This is a genomic window from Vreelandella zhanjiangensis DSM 21076, assembly GCF_000377665.1.
In the GTDB taxonomy this organism is placed as follows: domain Bacteria; phylum Pseudomonadota; class Gammaproteobacteria; order Pseudomonadales; family Halomonadaceae; genus Vreelandella; species Vreelandella zhanjiangensis.
The window spans coordinates 132,270-156,277 of the sequence record NZ_KB898646.1 but is presented as its reverse complement, the minus strand read 5'-3'; the positions used below and the strand labels follow the sequence as shown (position 1 = coordinate 156,277).

At 46.7% G+C, this 24,008-nt stretch carries 18 protein-coding genes; all 18 read right to left on the bottom strand.

The genetic code is table 11. From position 1 onward, the window contains the following. Positions 1–2 precede the first annotated feature (2 nt). Entirely contained in the window at positions 3–2,312 is a 2,310-nt protein-coding gene (locus tag D467_RS0100610; protein ID WP_018915560.1) for a coiled-coil domain-containing protein, read from the bottom strand. 43 nt (positions 2,313–2,355) lie between these two features. After that, positions 2,356–3,981, bottom strand: a complete 1,626-nt coding sequence (locus tag D467_RS0100605; RefSeq protein WP_244147787.1) for a glycosyltransferase family A protein — start codon at positions 3,979–3,981, stop codon at positions 2,356–2,358. A gap of 63 nt (positions 3,982–4,044) precedes the next feature. Continuing rightward, positions 4,045–5,382 (bottom strand): phosphoglucosamine mutase, encoded by a 1,338-nt coding sequence (glmM, locus tag D467_RS0100600; protein WP_018915558.1) that lies wholly within the window; start codon positions 5,380–5,382, stop codon positions 4,045–4,047. A 491-nt stretch (positions 5,383–5,873) separates the two neighbouring features. Then, on the bottom strand, positions 5,874–7,727 hold the full coding sequence (gene glmS, locus D467_RS0100595; protein WP_018915557.1) for a glutamine--fructose-6-phosphate transaminase (isomerizing): 1,854 nt from the start codon (positions 7,725–7,727) through the stop codon (positions 5,874–5,876). Positions 7,728–7,985: 258 nt separating this feature from the next. Next, complete coding sequence (locus D467_RS0100590; protein WP_018915556.1) at positions 7,986–8,711, bottom strand: class I SAM-dependent methyltransferase; 726 nt, start codon at positions 8,709–8,711, stop codon at positions 7,986–7,988. Between the two features lie 40 nt (positions 8,712–8,751). Continuing rightward, entirely contained in the window at positions 8,752–9,717 is a 966-nt protein-coding gene (locus D467_RS0100585) for a glycosyltransferase (RefSeq protein WP_081621215.1), read from the bottom strand. 44 nt (positions 9,718–9,761) lie between these two features. After that, positions 9,762–10,529, bottom strand: a complete 768-nt coding sequence (locus D467_RS20190; RefSeq protein WP_018915554.1) for a CatB-related O-acetyltransferase — start codon at positions 10,527–10,529, stop codon at positions 9,762–9,764. After that, entirely contained in the window at positions 10,522–11,532 is a 1,011-nt protein-coding gene (locus D467_RS0100575) for a DUF6395 domain-containing protein (RefSeq protein WP_018915553.1), read from the bottom strand. Before D467_RS0100575 ends, D467_RS20190 begins: the two co-directional genes overlap by 8 nt. Before the next feature lie 9 nt (positions 11,533–11,541). After that, entirely contained in the window at positions 11,542–12,918 is a 1,377-nt protein-coding gene (locus D467_RS0100570; RefSeq protein WP_018915552.1) for a glycosyltransferase family 2 protein, read from the bottom strand. Between the two features lies 1 nt (position 12,919). Further along, positions 12,920–14,188 (bottom strand): nucleotide sugar dehydrogenase, encoded by a 1,269-nt coding sequence (locus D467_RS0100565; protein ID WP_018915551.1) that lies wholly within the window; start codon positions 14,186–14,188, stop codon positions 12,920–12,922. Positions 14,189–14,249: 61 nt separating this feature from the next. Further along, entirely contained in the window at positions 14,250–15,569 is a 1,320-nt protein-coding gene (locus tag D467_RS0100560; protein WP_018915550.1) for a UDP-glucose dehydrogenase family protein, read from the bottom strand. Between the two features lie 69 nt (positions 15,570–15,638). Next, on the bottom strand, positions 15,639–16,181 hold the full coding sequence (gene rfbC, locus D467_RS0100555) for a dTDP-4-dehydrorhamnose 3,5-epimerase (RefSeq protein WP_018915549.1): 543 nt from the start codon (positions 16,179–16,181) through the stop codon (positions 15,639–15,641). A gap of 61 nt (positions 16,182–16,242) precedes the next feature. After that, positions 16,243–17,157: a glucose-1-phosphate thymidylyltransferase RfbA gene (rfbA, locus tag D467_RS0100550; RefSeq protein WP_018915548.1), complete on the bottom strand. Its 915-nt coding sequence runs from the start codon at positions 17,155–17,157 to the stop codon at positions 16,243–16,245. A 78-nt stretch (positions 17,158–17,235) separates the two neighbouring features. After that, a complete protein-coding gene (gene rfbD, locus D467_RS0100545; protein ID WP_018915547.1) occupies positions 17,236–18,129 on the bottom strand; it encodes a dTDP-4-dehydrorhamnose reductase in 894 nt (297 codons plus the stop codon). Between the two features lie 283 nt (positions 18,130–18,412). After that, entirely contained in the window at positions 18,413–19,471 is a 1,059-nt protein-coding gene (gene rfbB / locus D467_RS0100540) for a dTDP-glucose 4,6-dehydratase (protein WP_026285542.1), read from the bottom strand. 52 nt (positions 19,472–19,523) lie between these two features. Then, positions 19,524–20,438: an ABC transporter ATP-binding protein gene (locus tag D467_RS0100535; protein WP_018915545.1), complete on the bottom strand. Its 915-nt coding sequence runs from the start codon at positions 20,436–20,438 to the stop codon at positions 19,524–19,526. Between the two features lie 156 nt (positions 20,439–20,594). Next, positions 20,595–22,382, bottom strand: a complete 1,788-nt coding sequence (locus D467_RS0100530; protein ID WP_018915544.1) for an alginate O-acetyltransferase AlgX-related protein — start codon at positions 22,380–22,382, stop codon at positions 20,595–20,597. Positions 22,383–22,462: 80 nt separating this feature from the next. Beyond that, positions 22,463–23,851, bottom strand: a complete 1,389-nt coding sequence (locus tag D467_RS0100525) for an MBL fold metallo-hydrolase (RefSeq protein WP_018915543.1) — start codon at positions 23,849–23,851, stop codon at positions 22,463–22,465. Positions 23,852–24,008: the final 157 nt, after the last annotated feature.

Below are 24,008 nucleotides of genomic sequence, written 5' to 3'. Positions count from 1 at the left end.
TGTTACCCCTTCACGCTGCGCTGTTCTTTTTCACCAAACTTAAGGTAATGAACCAGCGGGTTGATACCGCTTTCCACTACATCAGGGTGATGCGTAAGGTAATACACCGAATCAAAATCCGGGCCGGGGTTACGTCCTTCAAAACCACCCATGAGCAGGTAGTGGCGAGCAGGACTGGCCGACATTTTGGGATCCGAAGCAATGTCGGGGTACTGTTCTAGATACCATTTCGCATCAAACCACTGACTGGCTTCAATCAATGCCACTTGGCGCTTGATTGCACGCTTTGTTAATGCAGGTGCCTTGGCCACTGTAACGCCAGTACCTTCCGCTACGGAGGCTTGAGCGACCTGACTAATTCGCATTGCTTCAAGCTGTTCAACGAGATGTGCTAATTCATGCGCTTGGCGGTCAAGCTCTCGGCGCTGCTGCGCCTGAGTTTCCTGACTTGCCCTAGCCTCGGCTTCCAGTTTCTGCTTGGCGACCTTGGCGTCCGCTTCAAGCTTCTGCTTGACGGTTTTAGCACTTTCAAGTTCGCGCTTCAGCTGCTCACGCTGGGCTTCGTTTTTCTCCAGCAGGTCGGTGAGTATGGCCAGCTCCTGGAAACGTTCGTCTACGTTATTTAGCGCCTCTTTTAGCTGCGCGGCCAATGCATCTTCACTTGCCTTTCTTTGCTGGGCCAACTGCTTTTCTGAATCCGCTCGGTTTTGTTCGCCATCCGCAATGCGTTGCTCGGCTTCCTGCAGTTGGCGAGTTAACTGACCCAGCTCGTTAAAACGCGCCTGAAGTGAGGACTCGGTTTTTTGAAGCTTGGTATTAAGCTCAGCGCGCTCTTCATACGCGCTTTGCAAACTCTGCTCGTTGGCCTCCAGTAGATTGGTGAGCTTGGCCAGCTCACTAAAGCGCGTTTCCACTACCTGCTGGGTTTCATTAACTTGCTTTTTAAGCGCCTGCTCGCTGCTTTGCAGCGATTTGATCTGCATCTGCGCGTTAGCAAGGGCATGTTCGGCTTTCTCACGCTCAGCAGCTAATCGAGCAGTCTCTTCATGCGCGGTTTCAAGTGCCTGACTGGTTTCTTCTACCCGACTTTCAAGCGACTGCTTAATGCTTTGCAACGACTCGATCTGGGCCTGCGCCTCAGCAAGGGCGTGATCGGTTTTCTCGAGTTTGCCCGTTAGCTGGGTGTTTTCTTCACACGCTGTTTCAAGCGCTTTATCCTTTTCTTCCAACTGCTGCTGAACCTGCCCCAACGACTGCTCACTCGCCTTGGCGGCTTGAGTATGCTCACGTGCCTCAGCCGCATGGCGCTCGCCTTGTTCGCGTTGGCGCATCAGCTCTTTTTTCAGCTCGGCGTTGAACTCTTCAAGCGAGCTAACCCGCTCGGCTAACCGGCCACGCTCCTGGGCAAAACGTGCTTCCTGCTGCTCCAGGCGCTCTTTAAGTTTGACGCGCTCATCATTTGCCTGACGCAGCTGCTCCGCTTGCTGAGTTACCTGCTGTTCGGCTTCGGCCAGGCTACTTGCCTGCTCGTTTACACGAGTTTCCAAGGTTTGGAATAGGGCCTGCTGCTGGCGAACCGTCACTTTATCCTGGCAGCTGCGGCCAAGGCGTGCGAATACATCCTGCACTACCTGAGTCGAGGCACTCGATTCCAAGGCGCCTAATAGATTATTGACCAGAGAAGGTAGTTCATTGCCTACAGCGATGACGCCCAGCCCACCGGCATGATGGAATACAAAGTGCGGGTAGCGGTCCTTGATGGCCTCAAAGGCGCGGAACACAAAGCAGCCCGGCTCCCGGCGAGAAATACCCGGCACGACTACCACACCTTGCGAGGAGAGCCGTGACAGCCAGCGGTCCAACAAGTAATCAACACTGTTGTCATCAGGGCTTACATGCAGCAATAAAAGATCGATAGAGCCTTCATCAAACTGCTCGATCGCCCGCGTCGGATTAGCTTCCAACCACTGACTGATGGCTGAAAAGTGGTCGGCCGCATAGGAGCGAATCTCATTCGACGCTTTTTCGTCTACCCCATCACCTACCATGTAACAACGCGCGCCAAGGCGAAGACGCGAAGCCGCCTGACAAACCGCAAAATGGGGCACTTCATCTACCCCTAACCCTACTACCTGCTGCGGCCTAAGTGCTTCCATCAGCCAGAACATAAACGGCAAATGCTCAAGCCAAGCGGAGGCTTCGCGGTAATCAGGCTGCCAAAACATCGACCCCTGGGCCAATGTATTGATAGAGGGTTTAATGGCGAGTTCCGTGGCGGCGTGCGGTGCTACCTGATGCTGTTGCTGGCTCACAATGAATTCCTGACACTTAATAAATTAACCATAGAATACCAGCTTAACCAGGCAAGTTGGCAGCCGGTGCTGGGAAAGGACGGGTTTCGGGATTAGCCGGGAGATACAGGTCGCTTGGCTGTTCGGCACTGGCATGCCATTGGGCTGCCGCTTGCATATAATCGAAGCGGATACCATTAAATTGGGTCACCAAGTGTGTGGTACTAGTTTGACTAAGAGACTGAGGTTGTTCACGACAAAATGCCAAAGGTACCCCTTTAAGAACAACTCCAAGCGTTTTATTACCATAAGCTGCGCAAATGCGGTGCAGGTATTCGGTATCAGCTGAACAACGTACTTTATCCCAATAGCCTAAACTATCGACAACCTTCCGACGCATCATCAATGACGATGTATTGCGATATATCCAACCATCCAGAGCTTCGACACGCCAGCGCCTGAACAGAAGTGAGCTATAGCAACGTACCATATCGGAACTGCATACGTTCCATTCGGGATTACTTATCAGCCCTGCCACCTGCATCTCTATTTTTTGGGGATGCGACCAGTCGTCACTATCGTGAACGGTGATAAAATCACCCTTCGAGGCCGCAAGTCCACGATTACGTGCCGCATAAGCACCCTGGTTAGCTGGCTGGCTCAATACTTTGAAGCGAGCATCTTCCTGGCTGAAGGCCTGAGCAATGGTCAATGAGCCATCGGTAGAGGCATCGTCCACCACGAGCACCTCTAGATTGGCATAGGTCTGCTCGGCCAGGCTTCTCAATGCCGTTGCCAAATGCGCTTCAGCATTGAATACCGGCATAATGATACTTACCAAGCCATCATCTGATGCCACTGTGCCTGTGATTGCTTGGTTTTCCGCCTTCAGGTTGTCTAGCGTTAGTGGCTGGCTTGGGTCTATAAGCGCGATAGGGTGAAGATCGGCTTTCAGGAACAGGGCGTTGATATGCTGCAAACGGAACTGCTCTGTAAGCGCATCAGCCTGGGTGGCCGTACGCCCTTCTTGAATAGAGGCCTGAACGGCCAGCAGATTGGAAAGCGCCAATGAGGTATCTGGATAATCCGGGTAAGCTGCTATCAACTGCTGTATGCGCTGCCAGGCATTTACCAACTGGCCGCAATGAATCAAGGCCTCCACTTCCAGCAGCCAAGGGGCGGGCGTAGCAGGTTTTGTGTCATGGTACTGGTGACGGCTAGCAAGTATATCTGCGCAGCGCTGCCACTCTCCTTTCCAGGCATACCAACGGCCTAATGCCCAGGCTGCATAGCTGGCTTCCCAGGCGTCTTGATGAGCAAGCAATCCATGCAAAGCCTTCAACGCTGATGAGATAGCCGTTTGTTGCCAAAGCAGCTCTTCTTTATCGAATGCCATTAACTGAATGGGTGAGCGCCCTTCCTTCTCTCCATTTCGAATAAAATGCAATAAAGGGCTAACTTTTGCGCGAGCAACATCTTGATGACGCTCAAGGTAATACTCTGTATCAAACCGTGGGCCCGCTTGACGCCCCCAGCCCTCTCCCAGCGCGAAATAGTGCTCCGCTGGCGACATGCCTGAAACCGCTACATCCGGGTACTGCTTCGAGTACCACTCGGCATCGAACCAAGGACTCTGTTCGATCTCGGTGATGGCTGACGCATCCTTATCTGATGCAGGTTTCCGGGGCAAGCTAGGCGCTGAAGATAGTGTCAAAGGTCATTACCTCTTATTACAAAACAGCCTCACAATTACTCAAGCAAACGCATCGGCAATGTGCTGGGCACACTTCTGAGCCTGATCGGCATTCACTGCTTCTACCATGACTCGAATCAATGGTTCCGTACCCGATTTACGCAGCAACACCCGGCCGCTTCGCCCAAGCTGTTGCTCTACTTCAGCCACTGCCTGCTTTGCTGCAGTATTTTCAAGAGGCTCATGGCCTTGATGGGCGGTATAACGCACATTAATCAGTGTTTGTGGCAGCTTCTGCATACCCTGCTTGGCCTCAAATAGGGTTTTCTGTTGCTGAAGCAAACAGGTAAGCACACGCAGCGATGCAATAATGGCATCGCCGGTGGAAGCATGGTCCAGACTCAACAAATGGCCCGAGCCTTCCCCACCCAGGCGCCAGCCGGTTTCTTTAAGCTGTTCCATTACATAACGGTCGCCTACCTTGGCCCGTTTGAAGGGAATATCCATAGTAGCAAGCGCCTGTTCTAGCCCAAGATTACTCATTTGGGTGCCGACTACACCGCCGGTGTAGCCTGCGGCCTTGGCATCCTTGGCCAACAGGTAAAGCAACTCATCACCATCTACCACGATGCCGGTATGGTCTACCATCATGAGGCGATCTGCATCACCATCCAGCGCAATGCCCAGGTCAGCTTCGTGCTCCAACACGGCGGCACAAAGGCTCTGCATGGAGGTAGCGCCACATTCAGCATTGATATTCAGCCCATTAGGCTTATCGTGAATACTGATCAGCTCAGCGCCCAGTTCACGATAAACCGCTGGCGCAACCTTATAGGCAGCGCCATTTGCACTATCAACCACGATCTTCAAGCCATTTAAACTTAGATGACCAGGCAGATTAGCTTTGCAGTATTCAGTATAACGACCGGCCGCATCATCAATGCGCCGTGCCTTGCCTAACTTGTCGGATTCCACACAGGTCATGTCGCCATCCAGCGCTACTTGTAACCAGCGTTCGATCTCTTGCTCCTGGAGGTCGGTTAGTTTGTTACCGCCCTGCGCGAAAATTTTAATGCCGTTATCGTAAAACGGATTATGCGAGGCGCTAATCACCACCCCGGCATCAGCTCGAAAAGTAGAGGTAAGGTAGGCAACACCAGGAGTAGGCAGCGGACCGACTAACGCCACGTTAACACCCGCAGCAGAAAACCCCGCCTCCAGCGCGGACTCAAGCATATAGCCACTCGCCCGAGTATCTTTCCCAATCAAAACTTCTTTAACGCCTTCAGCGCCCAATACCTGGCCAGCGGCCCAACCTAGCTTCATGGCAAAGCTCGGCGTCATGGGAAACTCACCCACGCGCCCGCGAACGCCGTCAGTGCCGAAGTATTTACGCATTTTGGATTACCTGAATGATGGATCGTGAATCGTGAATCGTGAATCGTGAATCGTGAATCGTGAATCGTGAATCGTGAATCGTGAATCGTGAATCGTGAATCGTGAATCGTGAATCGTGAATCGTGAATCGTGAATCGTGAATCGTGAATCGTGAATCGTGAATCGTGAATCGTGAATCGTGGGCAGTATAAGTCGCCGAATACATGCATCAACAACGAATAATGCTCACCCCGTAGCGCGTGGTAACGAATCTTGCGAGGCACGAGCAAATGAGGCACCCGCGGGAGGCGTCGGAACGGCGCCCATGGCACCCATCCAACAATATAGCACCGCTGAGCGCTGCTCCCGCAGGTGCGCTTCGCTTACCACGCGCTACGAAATATACCCGCCTTGAATATGGCAAATACCCGTGACGCGGGGTAACGAATCTCGCGAGGCACGAGGAGCGAATGAGGCACCCGAGAAAGGCGTCGGAACGACGCCCATTGGCACTACTCGACCGTCACACTCTTGGCCAAATTACGCGGCTTATCAACATCCGTACCTTTCACCAATGCAACATGGTACGAGAGCAACTGAAGCGCGACTACGTGTAACACCGGGGAAAGCAGCCCGTAATGCTCCGGCATCATCAGCACGTTAACGCCTTCGGATGACTTAACGGCGCTATCGCCATCGGCAAACACATACAGCTGGCCCCCGCGAGCACTAACCTCCTGCATGTTGGCCTTAAGCTTCTCCAACATCTCATCATTAGGCGCCACCACAACCACCGGCATTTCTGAATCAACCAGTGCCAAGGGGCCATGCTTCAGCTCCCCCGCAGGATAAGCTTCCGCGTGGATATAGGAGATTTCCTTAAGCTTAAGCGCGCCTTCCAAAGCAATCGGAAAATGGCGGCCACGGCCCAGGAACAACGCATGATGCTTATTTGCAAACTGCTGCGCCCAATCTTTAATGCTGGGCTCCAACGCCAGCACCTTTTCTACCGCAACAGGCAGGTGGCGCAGTTCATCCAGGTAAGCTTTTTCGTCACTTTCACTCAAACGCTGATGAGCTTTGGCCAGAAGAAGCGTCAGCAAGAAGAGCGCACTTAACTGTGTAGTAAACGCCTTGGTAGACGCCACACCAATTTCAGGCCCGGCACGGGTAATAAAGCGCAGCGCGGTTTCCCGAACGATGGCGGATTCAGGCACATTGCAAATGGCCAGCGTATGCGTATGCCCTAACGATTTGGCATGCTGTAGCGCAGCCAATGTATCGGCGGTTTCACCGGATTGGGAAATAACCACGACTAGCTGTTTAGGATTAGCAACACTCTGGCGATAGCGATACTCGCTGGCAATTTCAACATTGCAGGGAATACCCGCCACCTGCTCAATCCAGTACTTGGCGGTCATACCCGCATAGCTTGATGTACCACACGCTAGGATCAGCACTGAATCGACCTGCTCAAACACAGCCTGGGCCTCAGCACCAAAAATACCCGGCTGCAGTTGCCCCGCCCCACTGATCATTTCCAGTGTATTGCCCAACGCCTGGGGCTGCTCAAACATCTCTTTCTGCATGTAGTGGTTATAATCGCCAAGCTCAACGGCATCGGCATTCAAGGTAGAGGTAACCACTTCACGCTGAGCGGGCTGGCCTATGCGATCCACCAGGGTAATGGAGTCACGGGTTAGCCGCGCCACATCGCCATTTTCCAAGTACATCATCTGCTTGGTAACAGAAAGCAGTGCCGAGGCATCGGATGCCGCATAGTGGCCATCTTCAGCAATACCCAGCATCAACGGTGAGCCTTCACGGGCAACCACCAGGCAATCCGGTTCTTCTTCACTAATCACGGCCAGGGCAAATGCCCCTTTCAGATACGCTACGGCGCACTGCACAGCAGAAAACAGGCTTTCAGCCGGTTCGCCAATTTCGCCCTTAAAGCAAGCTTGAATCAAGTGAGCAATGGTTTCCGTATCGGTATCGGAAGTAAATTCATACCCCAAGCCCTGCAACTGCTCACGCAAAGCTTCGTAGTTTTCGATAATGCCGTTATGCACTACGGCCAAGCCTGCAGAGATATGCGGGTGAGCGTTACGTTCAGCAGGTACGCCATGAGTAGCCCAACGAGTATGGGCAATACCCACATTACCTTTCAAATCCTCATCGGCTACTTTGGCCGCCAGTTCTGCTACTCGCCCTTTAGCACGAGCACGCTGTAAGCTATTAGCACCATCAACAGGCAATAAGGCCAAACCTGCCGAATCGTAACCGCGATACTCAAGAGTGGATAACCCTGCGAGTAAGAATTTCGTACATTCCTTTGCGCTGACCGCGCCAACAATTCCGCACATAAATAATACCATTAGTTTAAATTTAGTTTATTCGAAATAGTCTAGCATTGAAACTTTTCTTCTATTTTATTACTTTAAATACTCTACAGCTAAAACAAATCAACTTAGATAACATTAACCCACTGATTTTTTTTGAGAGCTTCAGCAAACCAACAAACCGCATTTCAAACAAAGCACTTTAAAAACTCAATTAACAACAGCATTTATTAAAGAGAATCTTACAAGAGCATAAAAACACCAAGTCAATTAAACATAAAACTAACACAATATACCCAAACCTTTTTCTAAAGATAGCAACTCAAAATTAAAACCATAATCCTCTGCCCATTTCTGACAGATTACTTTTTCTTCTTTACGCGAGGCATCATCCATCCAAATTTGTACATCATCACTAAGATGGTTTTCTAAAGCGAGTAATGCAGGATACCTAGCATACTGACATGTTGATGCCGGGGGGCCATCCACAACTACTAATGAAATGTTCTGAACATCAGTTAGAAGCTCTTTTTGATACCACATAGAAGGCTTCATATCAGCTCTTTCATTTATATGAAAACCATTCCAAGCAACTAAATTACTAATACGTATATCTACCCATGAGTTCAAACATTCTGAACGCAAAGAACTTATGGTCTGATTAGCATAAAATTGAGAATGTTCCATTGATAAAAGTCGCCCAACACCGTTTTGCCTCAACGCATCAGCTATAACTATTGTTGATGCGCCACTTCCAAATTCAACAACATTATAAGGACGGGTATTTAAAATATGAGAATGAAGCTTCAGCAAAAAATCGGGAGAAGCAGCCCAACCTCTTAACGGGGGCAAACGACCTTTCAATTTCAACTGCTTTTTTAACCAAATAAGACTTTCAATTTGCGTATAATTATTTTCCAGCATTTTTTTTTGTTCTTTTTGAATATTTAACTGATTTACAGATAATTCTTTTAGCAAATTCATAATATCATTATAATTATCTTTCATGAGTCCTCGCAAATATAACAGTCAAAGAATACAACAAAATCTAAGCTTTGTTTTTAGAAGACATTTTGGCGATCAGCGGTGAAGAATAAACTAATCTTTTCTTCATCACGTAGCGATCATTCCACCCATCATGTTTTTCTCTTAAACTACTACTATCTATATCCAAGAAAGAAAACCCATCAAGAGATGGCTCTTGGCAATAAGGAACAGGCAAGTCTTTATGAAAACCAATTACTCCAGAGTCATTACTATTATTAATAGTTCTAATATAGTAGTGATCGGTTGAATCAGTTATAGATGGTTTAGACTGATATATAAAACTATGGTTACCTAGCATATAAACATTTTTTACTTTATCAAGATAACCTAAAGAAGAATCATAGCAATTAATAAATGCCAGTCCTAATGCAATATTAGGAATATACATGTCACGAAGGTCAACAATCTTTCCATTATCGTATATTCCTTGATAACCGTATGGGAAACTAATAGGAAAACCCACAAAGTCTTCTTTTATATACTTCGATAGTTCTAAGGCATAATTTTTTGATAAAGCATCATCATCGTCTAATCGCACTGTAGCGAATTTAACTCGTTTGCAACTGAACATCAATGAGTCTATATAACTGTTAGCTGCTTCATTTATAGTAGTATACCCTACTTCACTATCTACGTTTTGCAAGCCAGACTTAACTTTGATAACACTTGTATTAGCAGACGATCTCTCCTGAATAAGGATTAGCCTTTTCTTTAATCTTTCTTGATACTTTATAGGTAAAAGGTCGGAAATTAAAACGACAAAATGTAAATCAACACCAGGACAAGTTAAATTTTCAATTGAGCAAGCAGTAATATTTTCAAATACCTCAAATCTCTCTTTCAGCCTTTTTTCATTTAAAATAGCTTTTATATAATCATCAACGTTTTTTGCTCCTGACGCCACAACAGTTCCAGCCTTATTACTACTTATAACAGAAAACCTTGTAAGGATTACAATCTTATCCAAAATAACACCTCAGATTTTAGCTAAAAAAACACAGAATCACGCGATTATAAACTACTTATTATTTTTTCATATAAACTCTCTTTATAAGGAAGCAATGGAATATCGCGTTTTAATATCCTGTTTTCAAGCTCATCTAAAAACAGCTCAACGTTAGTAACATCTATATCAGCAAAATCGAAATATGAATAATTCCACCATTTAACTTCGTTTAGCCTTGATATTAATTTTTCATCAAACCTAAATCTTATTATTTTAGCAGGAGAGCCTGCTACTATAGCATAATCAGGCACATCTTTTGTAACAACTGATCGTTGGGCTATGACAGCACCATTACCAACTTTAATCCCTCTTTTTATTAACGCATCTTTTCCAATCCACACATCATTACCAATCTTTGGAGCCTCTCTTAAAGTTTTAAAACCATGTATAAGGACTTCCTTACCATGCTTTCTAGCTAAAGTTTTTGCGTGTTCTTTAAAAGTAAAACTATGAGTTGATAGTCGATCAAGTGGATGATCCTGATCAGATAACTCAACTCCTGGAGCAATACTGCAATAGCGACCAACACGAAAATCGGATGGTATTAACTTACTTCTGCAATAAGAAAATGCGCCAGCGCTATAAAAACGGCCTTGCGCCATACAAGAGTGAGGCTCAACAGTTAAGTCTTTATTGAAACTCAGTTCTGTACCATATTTAACAACATTTTTAACTTTCCAAGGATAACCTAAATATAAATTATTTTTATCAAAAAAATCTTCTAAATCTCTATTCCATAAAACAAAAGCAGTGTTACCTTCAACTTTAATCATGGACACTTGAACTCCAAACTTGAAGAGAACGTACGTCTTCTAGCTTAAGCACATGGTAAGACTGCAACTTATTTAAAAAATCGCCTCTTATATGTAGTGGAATAAATTCCAACGATTTTTCATACCAGTTCTCTACCCATCGATAGTCCTTATCTAGTTCATTTAATACAGGATGGCTCAGGCCTTTGTTATCTCTTGCCCAAAGCAAACTAGCTAAAACCGGTATCCACTCTTTGCTTAAAATTTTTTCAGCCTCAGGATTGGTTGATATACAATTACCTTGTATAGCCATCTTTCTATAACACTTCATACAGTTCAAGCATGGCTTCCCCGATTCTCCTCTCATACAGCCCATAGCATACTTAAAGTCTTTTGCAATATAGGTTGTCACAATTTCTGTCAAGCCAGCACACGGCATACAATAATGGTAGTTTAACTTAGCAAAGGCTTCATGCACGGCTGAATAGTCTGGCTCATTATATAATGTTCCATGTCCATGCTTAGAGCGAAGATAAACAAACTCCAATATATTACCATCAGAAAAAGTATTAAAACCAAAATGCTCAGACAGTAATATCGATGGAACTGTCCAACCAGCTAATCCATAAAATCCCTTTTTCTTACCGAATAGCTCAGGCAGCTCATCTTGATTTGTTAGCACACTTATACCATTGACTTCTTTCAAAGCCAAAAGAGCGTTTTCTTGTTTATGTAGCTTACTAGGAGATGCCACCTGCGTATATATAGCTACTGGTTCTTCTAACAAATTATAAGCCGCAGCTGAGTCAACTCCACCTGAGAAAGCTAAGGCAGTGCGATGTTGCTTTATAGTATTTTTTTTAATAACATCTACTTTTATGCCGTATGGACTAAAAAGTAGAAATTCGACTAATGATAAGACCTCTTCACTTGGTAAAGAGTATCCATCTGGCATTTTCCAAAAAAAATCATTATTCTGATATGACAAAAAAATACAATTGTTTTCTAGCCTCCAGTTAGCCATCTATGCACCTTAAATTTTTTTTGCGAGGTTATAAGGAACTCTCATAGAACCGTCGGCAAAATACCGATGATTTATAAGTGGGAACTCTAGATATGCATTATCAAAATTTAGAACTTCGTCATGCCACTTTACCCATGATTCTCTATAACTTTTCCTGGTAATTGACAAACCACCATTATTAGATCTAATTCCATGCTCAGGATCATTAGTTAAACTAGTTTCTAAATCTAAGCAAATCATTCCAATTTGTTTAAAGTTCTTGAACTCATCACCTAGAAGCCTTTCAGCTCGCGCGATCATCTCACTATCAGCACCAAATCTAACGGAATCCCAAAAACCTAACGTATTTTTAACAAAATCTCTTTCAAACATACAAGATATCGATGCTTTACGTGCAGCACCGTCAAATGAAAAACCTGTAATTTTGCCTATATGCCCGAAATAACCATCCGGCCTTACTCTTACCATATGGGTAAGACTCGCCCTAGGAAAATTATGCTTTTTAATTAATTCGTAATGTTTTTCAAGCCGCTGGGGATGAGCCCAATCATCAGCATCATGGCCGGTGATATAATCACCTTGGGCATGAGTTAAACCTATATTTTTTGAAACATAAGGTCCAACGTTGACTTTATTTTTAAAAATTTTTACTCGCGAATCTTGGGATTTTATTGACTTTAAAACCTTCCATGTTTTATCTGTACTGCAGTCATCAACTATAATTAACTCAATATTCCTCCATGATTGATTTAATATAGACTTTGCCGCATATAAAATCGTATCCTCAGAATTCCATACTGGCATTATAACTGTGATGAGGGGCCCTTCACTAGTATTGTTAAAATCATGACAATAAAACCTTGCCAATAAGCCTTTATCTGAAGACTCTGTCAACTTTAATGGGGCTACGTTAAAATGGCTAAGGTAGGTATTTAATGCCTTTAGCCATTTACTTTCATCATTACTCATCAAATATTTATTTGCTTCAAGCAAATTAATTGTATAGTGAAGTTCATCAGGTAGATTTTGCTTAGCAAGATTAATTGCTAAATCATGATCGCCTTTCTCAGCAACCTTATTAGCAGACCAAAGAACGTTGTCTGGCTTAGGTAAACTAGGTTTATTGCGCGTTAGAAAATGTAAAAGGGGATTCATTCCTTGTCGACGCACCCACCCTTTGACATCATAATAAAATGAAGAAGAAAACTTAGGGCCAGGATCACGACTTAAAACTGTCCCATACTTTAAAAAATGATATATAGGTTCTAAACCAGACATACTAACATCTGGATATCGAGCAGCATACCACTCTGAATCGAACAACTCCGAATTCTTAACTAACTCTATATATTTATTTTCTAGATTATTAAACATTATATCGTTCATCTTAAAGCCTCACTTCACCCTTGCCTTCATTACCAAGCACATTCTTCATATCAAGGTAGGTCGTCACATCCTTGCCCAGCTTATAAATACCACTACCCATTTCCTTAAACTCATTATGAGCCACGGCAACAATCACAGCGTCATACTCACCTTCGTTGAGATTAGGCACCATACTAACGCCGTATTCATGCTCGGCTTCTAACGGATCTACCCACGGATCGTAGATATCAACATCCATGCTGTAGGATTGAAGCTCGGTAATCAGGTCAATCACCTTGGTGTTACGGATGTCCGGGCAGTTCTCTTTAAATGTCATGCCCATAACCAGCACCTTGGCGCCTTTGATCAGCTGACCTTTTTCGATCATGGCTTTGATCAACTTGGTTGCTACAAATCGCGCCATACCATCGTTGATTTCACGTGCCTTACGAATAATATCGGGAATATGGCCAACCGACATGGATTTATGCACTAGGTAGTAAGGATCTACACCTATACAGTGCCCGCCTACCAGCCCTGGCTGAAGCTTGATAAAATTCCACTTGGTTGCAGCTGCTTCGATGACATCGTTTGTATCAATACCCAAATGACTAAAAATCATTGAAAGCTCGTTTATTAACGCAATGTTTACATCGCGCTGGGTGTTTTCAATAATTTTTGAAGCTTCTGCTACTTTGATGCTGCTAGCCTTGAAAGTACCTGCAGTAATGATGCTTTTATAGAGCTGATCAACAAACTCAGCGATTTCTGGTGTCGAGCCAGAAGTCACTTTCATGATTTTAGAAACGGGGCGTTCTTTATCACCTGGGTTAATACGCTCCGGGCTGTAGCCTGCGTAGAAATCCTGGTTGAACACTAGCCCGGAAACCTGCTCTACCACTGGAATACAGTCTTCTTCTGTAGCACCGGGATAAACGGTAGATTCATAGATGATTACGTCGCCCTTATTGATCACGCGGCCTAGCAGCTCGGAAGCCTTTACCAACGGCGTTAAGTCAGGCTGGCGGTGATCATCAATAGGAGTGGGTACCGTGACGATGTAAACATTTGCTTCACGAATATCATCTTCTACGCTGGTGAAGCTTAATTGAGGCGCTGATTTCAGGTCATCCGCCGTTACTTCGCGGGTATTATCAATGCCTTCATTCAGTTCCTTGATACGGTGAGATTTAATATCGAAACCGATAGTGGAGTACTGCTTTCCAAATTCGATTGCCAGTGGAAGCCCTACATAACCCAAGCCAATTACTGCGATTTTAGTATCTTTCATATTGATCACTCTAAAATTAAAAAAATGTTTTGAAAAACTAACTATTTTACTTTCGCTCGGCTTATCGTCCTACACTGACATACGTTATCCCCGCCTCTTTCGCCGCTAACGGGCTGAACAAATTTCGACCATCAATCACAACAGGCGTTTTCATAGCCTTTGACACTCCATGTAAATTTACCGCTCTGAACTGCTTCCATTCAGTGCATATCACCAGAGCATCAACGCCCTCAATGGCTTCTTCCATACGCTCACATAGCGTTAGATCGTCACGATCACCGTAAATATGGCGTGTTTCAGGCATGGCTTCAGGGTCGTAGGCATACACTTGTGCACCTGCTTCCCACAACGACTCCATCAACACTCGGCTGGGCGCTTCGCGCATATCGTCAGTATTCGGTTTGAAGGCTAAGCCCCATACGCCAATCTTTTTACCTTCCAGCTCGCCATTAAACGCTCTACTCAGCTTTTCAAATAAGGTGTGCTTCTGCCGTTCATTAATAGCTTCTACGGCTTCTAACATCTCGGCCTTGTAGCCTACTTGCTGAGCGGTACGGCTTAAGGCTTGTACATCCTTAGGAAAGCAGGAACCGCCATAACCGCAGCCTGGGTAAATAAAGTGATACCCAATACGGGGGTCAGAGCCAATTCCTTGGCGCACCTGCTCAATATCCGCCCCTAAGCGCTCGGCTAAATTGGCCATTTCATTCATAAAACTGATTTTGGTGGCTAGCATGGCGTTGGCGGCGTATTTGGTTAGCTCGGCACTACGCACATCCATAATCATGATTTTTTCACGGTTACGGTTGTAGGGCGCATAGCATTCGCGCATTAGCTTGATGGCCTTTTCACTGCGGGTACCCACCACAATGCGGGCGCCACGCGTAAAGTCTTCAATGGCAGCGCCTTCCTTAAGAAACTCAGGGTTGGAGCAAACATCGTAATCCAGCTCAATGCCCCGCTCTTGAAGGGTTTTCGCTATCTTGACTTGCACTTTTTCAGCAGTACCTACAGGTACTGTTGATTTGTTGATGACGACCTTATAGTCATCCATGTGACGGCCGATGGTTTCAGCTACCTGCAGCACATATTGCAGGTCGGCACTGCCATCTTCCCCGGGCGGTGTACCCACGGCAATAAACTGAAGCGTTCCAAAACGTACTGCTTCCTCGCTTTGCGTCGTGAAAGACAAGCGAGCGCTTTCTACATTCTGACGGACCATCTGTTCCAGACCCGGCTCGAAGATGGGAATAATACCTTCGTTAAGCCGGTCGATTTTGCTCTTGTCGACATCGACACACATGACATGATGCCCCGCATCCGCCAAGCATGTGCCCGTTACCAAGCCAACGTAGCCGGTCCCAAAAATCGTAATATTCATTGTCTTGAGTTACCACTGTTCACGCGCTTGTTTTAGATGCAAAAGCAAGCAGGAAAATTGCCGAATGTATTAATCAAAAGTGGGTGCATTAATGAACGCAATGCCTTGCTGGTCTTTTCCAGAAAGCTGGGGCGTTTGATTAATTGGCCACTTGATATCCAGTTCGGGGTCGTCCCAGCGAAGCGAGACTTCGTCACCAGGAGCGTAATAGTCGGTGCATTTATATTGGAATTCGGCTTCGTCACTCGTAACGTAGAAGCCATGGGCAAAACCGGGAGGCACCCAAAGCATTTGCTTGTTTTCCTCACTTAGCGTGACACCTACCCACTGCCCAAAGGTGGGCGAGCTTTTACGCATATCCACTGCTACATCGAACACTTCGCCACGCGTAACGCGCACCAATTTGCCCTGGGGCTGGCTTAACTGGTAATGCAGGCCGCGCAAAATGCCCTGGGCCGATTTGCTGTGGTTATCCTGCACAAATTGATAGTTACCGCAGTGCGCTTCAAATTCATTTTGGCGGAATGTTTCCAAAAAGAAGCCGCGCTCATCACCAAAAACTTTAGGAGTGAGAAGAACGACATCGGGAATGGCAAGTTTTTCGTAGTGCATAGTTAAACCGTAAGGAGTGAGGGGTAAAATGTGAGGTGTTGGTGTTGAAGCGCAAAACTCCTCACGCCTTACTCCTCACCTTTATAAGGCGCTGGAGATATTGGCCGTACTGGGTCTTGGCAAGCGGCTTGGCTAGTTCGGCTAGGCGCTCATCGCTGATCCAGCCATTTTGCCAGGCGATTTCTTCCAGGCAGGCGATTTTCAAGCCTTGGCGATGTTCAATGGTTTGCACGTATTGGCTGGCTTCCAGCAGGCTATCGTGGGTGCCGGTATCCAGCCAGGCGAAGCCTCGTCCCAAGCGCTCAACACGCAAATTATCCTGTTGAAGATAAGCGTTGTTAACGCTGGTAATTTCCAGCTCGCCACGCTCGGAGGGTTCAACCTCTTTGGCTATTTTAACGACATCGTTATCGTAGAAATAAAGGCCAGTGACGGCATAGGCAGACTTGGGCTTTTTAGGTTTCTCTTCAATCGAGATGGCCTTGCCTGCTTCGTTAAATTCCACGACGCCGAAGCGTTCTGGGTCTTTAACCAAATAGCCAAACACCGTGGCACCGCTGGGCTGTCCACTGGCGCGTTTTAGCTGTTCAGAAAAGTGCTGGCCGTGAAAGATATTATCGCCTAGTACTAAACAAACAGGGCTATTGCCTATAAATTCTTCACCGATGATGAATGCCTGCGCCAAGCCATCGGGGGTGGGTTGTTCGGCATATTCAAAATGCAGGCCGAAGTCTTCACCACTACCCAGCAGGTTTTGATATTGAGGCAGGTCTTCTGGCGTAGAGATAATCAGAATTTCGCGGATGCCTGCTAGCATTAATACCGAGATCGGATAATAGATCATCGGTTTGTCGTAGACGGGTAACAGCTGTTTGGATACGCCGCGCGTAATAGGATGTAAGCGCGTGCCTGAACCGCCGGCTAAGATAATACCCTTTCTTTGTGAAGGGTTGGAAGTGGAGTGTGGGGAGTTCATATCAGTCATCCGTGAGTACTTCTGTGTAAGGCGTTAGGAGTGAGGCGTAAGGGCATCGACACCCTACTCATTTACCCTTCACTCTTCACAGTATTCGCGTAGCGTTAGCGCTAGCTGTTGTTGCCAAGTGGGTAGTGTGACCCCGAGCGCAGCTTCAAGGTTCACCAGGCCCATACGTGAATTGAGCGGGCGCTGGGCTGGGGTTGGGTAGTCTGCCGTGGGTATGCCAGTGGTGCTCTCGGGCGTAATCGCCAGCTCCTGGCCTGCCTTGGCGGCTTGGCTGAAGATTTCGCAGGCAAAGCCGTGCCAGCTGGTTTCGCCGTGTGGGGCCAAGTGGTAGATGCCAGATGTTAAGTGAGGTGTGAGGTGTGAGGTGTGAGGAGTGAAAGCAAGCGCTGTGACTTGGGCGATTAGGCGTGCGGGGGTTGGCGCGCCTATCTGGTCGTTCACGATGCTTAGCGCTTCGCGTTCGCGGCCCAGGCGCAGCATGGTTTTCATAAAGTTGTTGCCGCGAGCGGCGTATACCCAGCTGGTACGAAAAATCAGGTGGTTGGCGCCGCTTTCAGTGATGGCGTTATCCCCTTCCAGCTTGGTTTGGCCGTATATGCTTAGCGGGCCAGTGGGGCTATCTTCCTGCCATGGCGTTTCGCCGTTACCGGGGTATACGTAGTCGCTTGAGTAGTGCACCAGGGTAATATTTTGCTGGGCGGCGTATTGGGCCAGTTGCGCGGGTAGCTCTGCGTTTAAACGCCTTGCCTGCTCGGGTTCGCTTTCGGCTTTATCAACGGCTGTGTAGGCAGCGGCGTTGAGGATTAGAGCGGGTTTGTGCTTGGCAAGATAGGTATCAACGGCTTGGGCGTTGGTTAAGTCGAGTTCCTGGCGTGTGGGGGCAAGGATGTTGCCGAAGATGGCAAATTGGCGTTGTAGCTCGAAGCCGGCCTGGCCGTTGCCGCCGGTGATGAAGATATTCATGGGTAAATCCTTTTTGGTGCCCCGCTTCAAGCTATCCCGCGGGTGCGCTAACGCTTACGCCGCGCTACAAAACCTGATATGTGCCTTTTCGTAGCGCGGTGTAACGTAAGCGCGAGGAACGAGCGTTGGAGGCACCCGCGGGGGCGGCGCCAGCCGCCTTGATTATGTCGCCGTGCCCACTTCGGCACCGCTGATGCGGTGCTCCCGCGGGTGCGCTGGCGCTTACCACGCGCTACGGGTATGGTGCGCCAGCTCCATAGTGCCTTCCGCATACGTTACTGGTTTATAGGCTGCCTAAGCGTTGGCCTTGGTAGCTGCCGTCTTGTACGCGTTTCCACCAGGTTTCGTTGACTAGGTACCACTGCACGGTTTTGCGTAGGCCGGTCTCAAACGTTTCTTGTGGCACCCAGCCGAGTTCGTGTTCGATCTTGCTAGCGTCGATGGCGTAGCGTACGTCGTGCCCTGGGCGGTCGGTAACGAAGGTGATCAACTCACGGTATGACGTTTCCTGGGGCACTAGTTCTTGCAGCAGGTCGCAAAGGGTCTCGACGACCGCGAGATTGGCTTTCTCGTTGTGCCCGCCGATGTTGTAGGTTTCACCTACGCTACCTTCGGTGGCGACCTTGATGAGTGCACGGGCATGGTCTTCAACAAAAAGCCAATCGCGGATTTGCTGACCGTCGCCGTATACCGGCAGGGGTTTGCCTGCCAGGGCGTTGAGGATCATCAGCGGGATGAGCTTTTCAGGGAAGTGGTACGGGCCGTAGTTGTTGGAGCAGTTAGTTACTAATGTGGGTAGGCCATAGGTGCGCTGCCAGGCGCGTACCAGGTGATCCGAACTGGCCTTGCTGGCGGAATAGGGGGAGCTTGGCGCATAGGGCGTCTGTTCGGTGAAAAGATCGTCGGTGCCTTCCAGGTCGCCGTATACTTCATCGGTACTGATATGGTGAAAGCGAAACGCCGCCCGGCGCTCGCCTTCCAAACCATTCCAATAGCTGCGGGCGGCTTCCAGCAGCACGGCGGTGCCTACCACGTTGGTTTGAATAAACTCGGCGGGGCCATCGATAGAGCGGTCTACATGGCTTTCTGCTGCCAGATGCATCACCACATCGGGCTGATACTTCTCAAATAGCCGCTGCATGGCCTGTGCATCGCAAATATCAGCTTGCTCGAAGGTATACCGATCACTACCTTCAATGCTGGCAAGTGATTCAAGATTGCCTGCATAGGTAAGCTTATCGATATTAACAACGGTGTGCTTAGTATTGTGAATCAGTTCACGCACTACCGCAGAGCCAATAAAACCGGCACCGCCAGTAATTAAAAAGGTTTTAACGTGCATATTTTTCATCTACTTTGCGCTTATTAAACAACAGTGGCGTTCGGTTTGTGGCTTAAGCTGACTTCTGCTTTTCGTTGCGCTGTTTTTCTTCCAATGCTTCCAGGTGCAAGCGGACTTCTCTGGCCGTTTTGCCCGCCGTATCGACTTCCTGCCTGGCGGCCTTGATTTGTTCCTCAGGCGCACCCTCTTCTACCAGATCTTTCAAGGTTTCCTGGGCACCTTTCAGAATCTGGTGACATTCAGCCAGATAGTGCCTTGCACCGATAACATCGGTAGGTAAATCGCTTTCACCGGCTTTTTTCTTCGCGTCTACATCGGCGTGATAGGCGGCGATAGCTTCGTTAATATCGTCATACCAATAGGCACTTCCACCTTTGAGGTATAAACCGGCCTGGCAAAGGTCTTTCAGAATGCCTTCCGAATGGGACACCATTATCAAAGAGGCTTTGCCTATTTTAGATTCAAAAAGCTCTTTGGCTTTCGCTTTAAACGCGCGGTCGCCGACAGCGGTAGCTTCATCGGAAATATAGACATCAAAATCGAATGCCAACGATAAGCCAAAAGATATGCGCGAGCGCATACCTGAAGAGTAGGTGCGAATAGGCTCGTCGAAAGCTGAGCCTATTTCAGCGAAGTCTTCTACAAAATTAATAACACGCTGTACTTCCTCGGAGCTGCTACCTTGCACGCGCGCAACAAACTTGGCGTTCTGGCGGCCAGTCATATTACTCTGCATACCGCCGGTAAGACCGACGGGCCAGGAAACTCGGCTATGGCGAATGACTTCCCCGCGTTCGGGCGAATCCATGCCGGCAATTAGACGCAGCAAAGTCGATTTACCGGCACCGTTGGCGCCGATCAACCCGACGCTTACACCGCTGGGAATCGTGACGTTGATATCCTTGAGTACCCAATCGCTGCCATGGTGATTATGGTAGCGCTTGTAGAGGTGTTTGATTTCGATCATGTACTATTGAAAGCCAGTGATATTTGGGGTTCGACATTTGTGACTCTACCTACACCACGCGGGGCTTTTCCAGCACAGCGCAGTGTTTTTGGTAATCCAGATAGATGCAGTTGCCGTCGCTACTTTTCAGCACCTAAACTTAAATAAAAACAATTTCTAACAACTAGCTTTTGATTTACGATCAGACAATTTATCGAGAATCTCTAACATTTTATTTTTATAAAAATGCTCTTCGGAATAGGCTGAAATATTTTTCATCATATCATTCCTCTCCATTTCCGAAAAAGACGATACTTTTAGAGAAACGGGCGATTCGTGAGAACTTACTTTCTCATATATCTTACCGGGCGTTAGAAGATATCTATCGTTAGTTTGCACAACCACAACATCAGGCGATTCATAAGATACAATTTCTTCAATTAAAGAGCCAGGTAGATTTATAACCACTACACGGACAAAAGAATAAGTAAAATAATTCGCCAAGCAACCAGATTTCAAAAAGCTATCTCCAAACAACACTGCTGTTTTGGAGTAATACGCATCAGGATTTTTCCAAATCGTTATGGATCCTGCACCTGAAACTCTATTATCAAAAACACATACAGCCTTGGGTCCATCATAAAAGTGTACTTTCTTTAGGGATCTTCTTTCAGGATGCAGCTTTGAACCTAAGTCTCCTGTGACTTCGATTTCGTTGAAGTTAATATTTTTAATTACCTCTTTAAAGCCGCCTCTTTCCATAATGGAAAGGTAAGCCAAATAAGCACCATAATCGCTCCAATGCGTATCTGTTTTATAATAAGCACCTTCTTTATTCGACATCAACTTCGTAACACTAACGCTATTAACCTGCTTACTCTTAAGCAGACCACTTACTTGTTCAAAAACATTTGTAGAGCCTCTTGGGTGAGGATAATACTGAGGAAGCACGGCTTCCTTTGAGCTGGCAACAAAATGTATAAGGTTTAATCTTTTCTGAAATTCAAGAAGATTATCGGCATATATCTTCCATGCTAAGAACATATCTTCAGAAAGTAATGCTTTGCCAGTGAACTGGTTAACACTTTCATTGGCGTCGTTATCTAGAAAAAGCCAACCTTTTTCTCCTTCCAAGACACTTTGTAAACCAATGAGTTCAAGCTGTAAAAGCCACTCTTCGGTTTCCTCTACCAAGATACCTATGTAAGCGCCTTCAGAAATATCGATGTAATAGTCAAAGCCGCATTTCACTTCAACATTATCATCACCCTGCTTTTCAAAATGCTTTTTAACATCGCCCCTATTAACATTGAAATCGAGATAAACCACTTCATTTTTATTATTTTTGACTGCTAATAGGCATTTTTTTCCTTTCGGAACTTTTACCCAGCCAAATAATCTATACTTTATAAAATCTTTACTTTTCCCTATATTTTTATTTTCTGTAACTTTATCTATATGGCAAGGATAATGCGACGACTTTACTCTAACATCAACTATATACTTTTGTGCTTCTGACGAGTCAATTAATGACATCAAATCATTAAGCTTTTGACTAACACCATATTTGCTTTCAATTTCATCGGCTATGCGTCTGGCTTCCCTAAACCTGAGCGCTTTGATATAAGAAAGCGCCAATCTCCAAAAAACGCCTTCTGGGTAACTGTTAAAATTATTTACTATATACTGCCAGCGTGAAATTGCGGCGTCCCAGCTAGAAGAGAACATCGCATTCTCAGCATATTGAATTCTTAATGAAAGATCATCTGGAAATATTTCAATCGCTTCAAGAGTGACTTCTGCACCTCTCCCTTTTAAACCTAATGAATATAAGGCGGATATATATTGGATATAGTGCCAAGCAGTAAAGCTTTCCTGTCCTAAAACATCTTCGGATAATTTTATTAAAGAAAGGTATTCCTTATCAGAAGCTTTTTTCTCAAAATTACTATTCCAATCTTCCATTGCAGCGAATTCCAAATGGGATTTAAATTCCATGCTTTTTTAGGATACTTTACGCGTGAGAAGCACACATTTGGGACTGGCTAGCTCATCACCGTTACGCTCTTGCTTTTGTTCTTATAGAGGCTTTCCAGTTCTCTTTTCAAGGTTTCACGGGCAGGTTGGTCACCATGCACCAGACGGATGGTGCTGGGCCAGTGGCGCATGCGTTTTACGAAGTTGAGCAGATCTTTTTGATCCGCGTGGGCGGAGTAGCCGCTGATAGAGGTTATACCGGCATTTATATCAATCCGTTCGCCGTCGATGACTACCCAGCCACCGTTAGGGCCATATTGCTGAATATCCCGCCCTGGCGTCCCTGCGCCCTGGTAGCCTACAAACAGTACTTGATGACGAGCATCACTTAGCATGGCTTTTAGGTAATTCATGATACGCCCGCCTGAACACATACCACTGGCGGCAATTACGATGGCGGGCCTGCCTGTTTTGGCTAAGTACTCAACCGTTTGCTCATGCTCTGCGTGGCTATCTACCGTGTATAGATTGGCGAAGTTGAGCGGATGACGGCCGCTGGCCAAGCGTGTCTGCGCCTCTTTATCCCAAAAAGGTTTTAGCTCGCGGTAAACCTTGGTAAAGCGTGCGGCTAGCGGTGAATCGACAATAATTTCCAGATTTTTCCACTGGCTTTTTTTAGCGCTGGTAACAATACCTTCAAGCTCGTAGAGCAATTCTTGAGTACGGCCAATACTAAATGCGGGCACTATTACGGTGCCGCCGTTAGCCAGCGCGTGTTCTATCGCATTCTTTAATACTGCTTGGCGCTGGCGGCGGTCAGGGTGAGTACGGTTGCCGTAGGTGCTTTCCAGCACCAATTGGTCACATCCATGCGGTGACTGCGGCGCAGGTAACAGCGGTGCGTGAGGGGCGCCTAGGTCGCCAGAAAATACTACACGCTCTTTTTCACGGGTTGTTGCATCCTGATAAGCCACTTCAACGTAGCAAGAACCTAAAATGTGCCCTGCCCGCTTAAGTTTTATGCGTGTTGTGCCGATAGAATCATTAACAACGCTGTGCCATTTACCATAGGGCACGCTGACAATCTGTGATTCAAGTTGGGCCTGGAAACGATTTATGAGATCAGCATTGCGGGTAAAGCCAATTTTAAGCGCGTCTTCAATAACGAGCGGCAGTAGCTTGGCGGAAGGCTCTGAGCAAATAATTGGACCTTTAAAACCCGCCGCCAGCAAATACGGTAACCGCCCTACGTGATCGATATGCACGTGGGTGATGACCAAGGCTTTAACTGTTGCAATATCAAATTCGATTTGTAGCTGTTCGAAGCTGTCTTTGGCGGCGTCTTCGCCTTGGAAAAGGCCACAATCAATAAGGAGTGAATGTTCGCTGTTGAGTATCAGCTGGTGACAGCTGCCTGTGACACCGGTAGCGCCGCCGTGGTGGAGAATATCGAGCATGAAGCTCCTTCATTTTGATCAGTTACGTAGCCGTATCTGGAAGCCGCTGTGCGTCTTCTTCCGCGGGTGCCTCATTTGCTCGTTCCTCACGAATTCGTTACCACGCGCTACGAAACCCATCACTCACGATGGTTTATGCATTCTCAGGCAGTTGAGA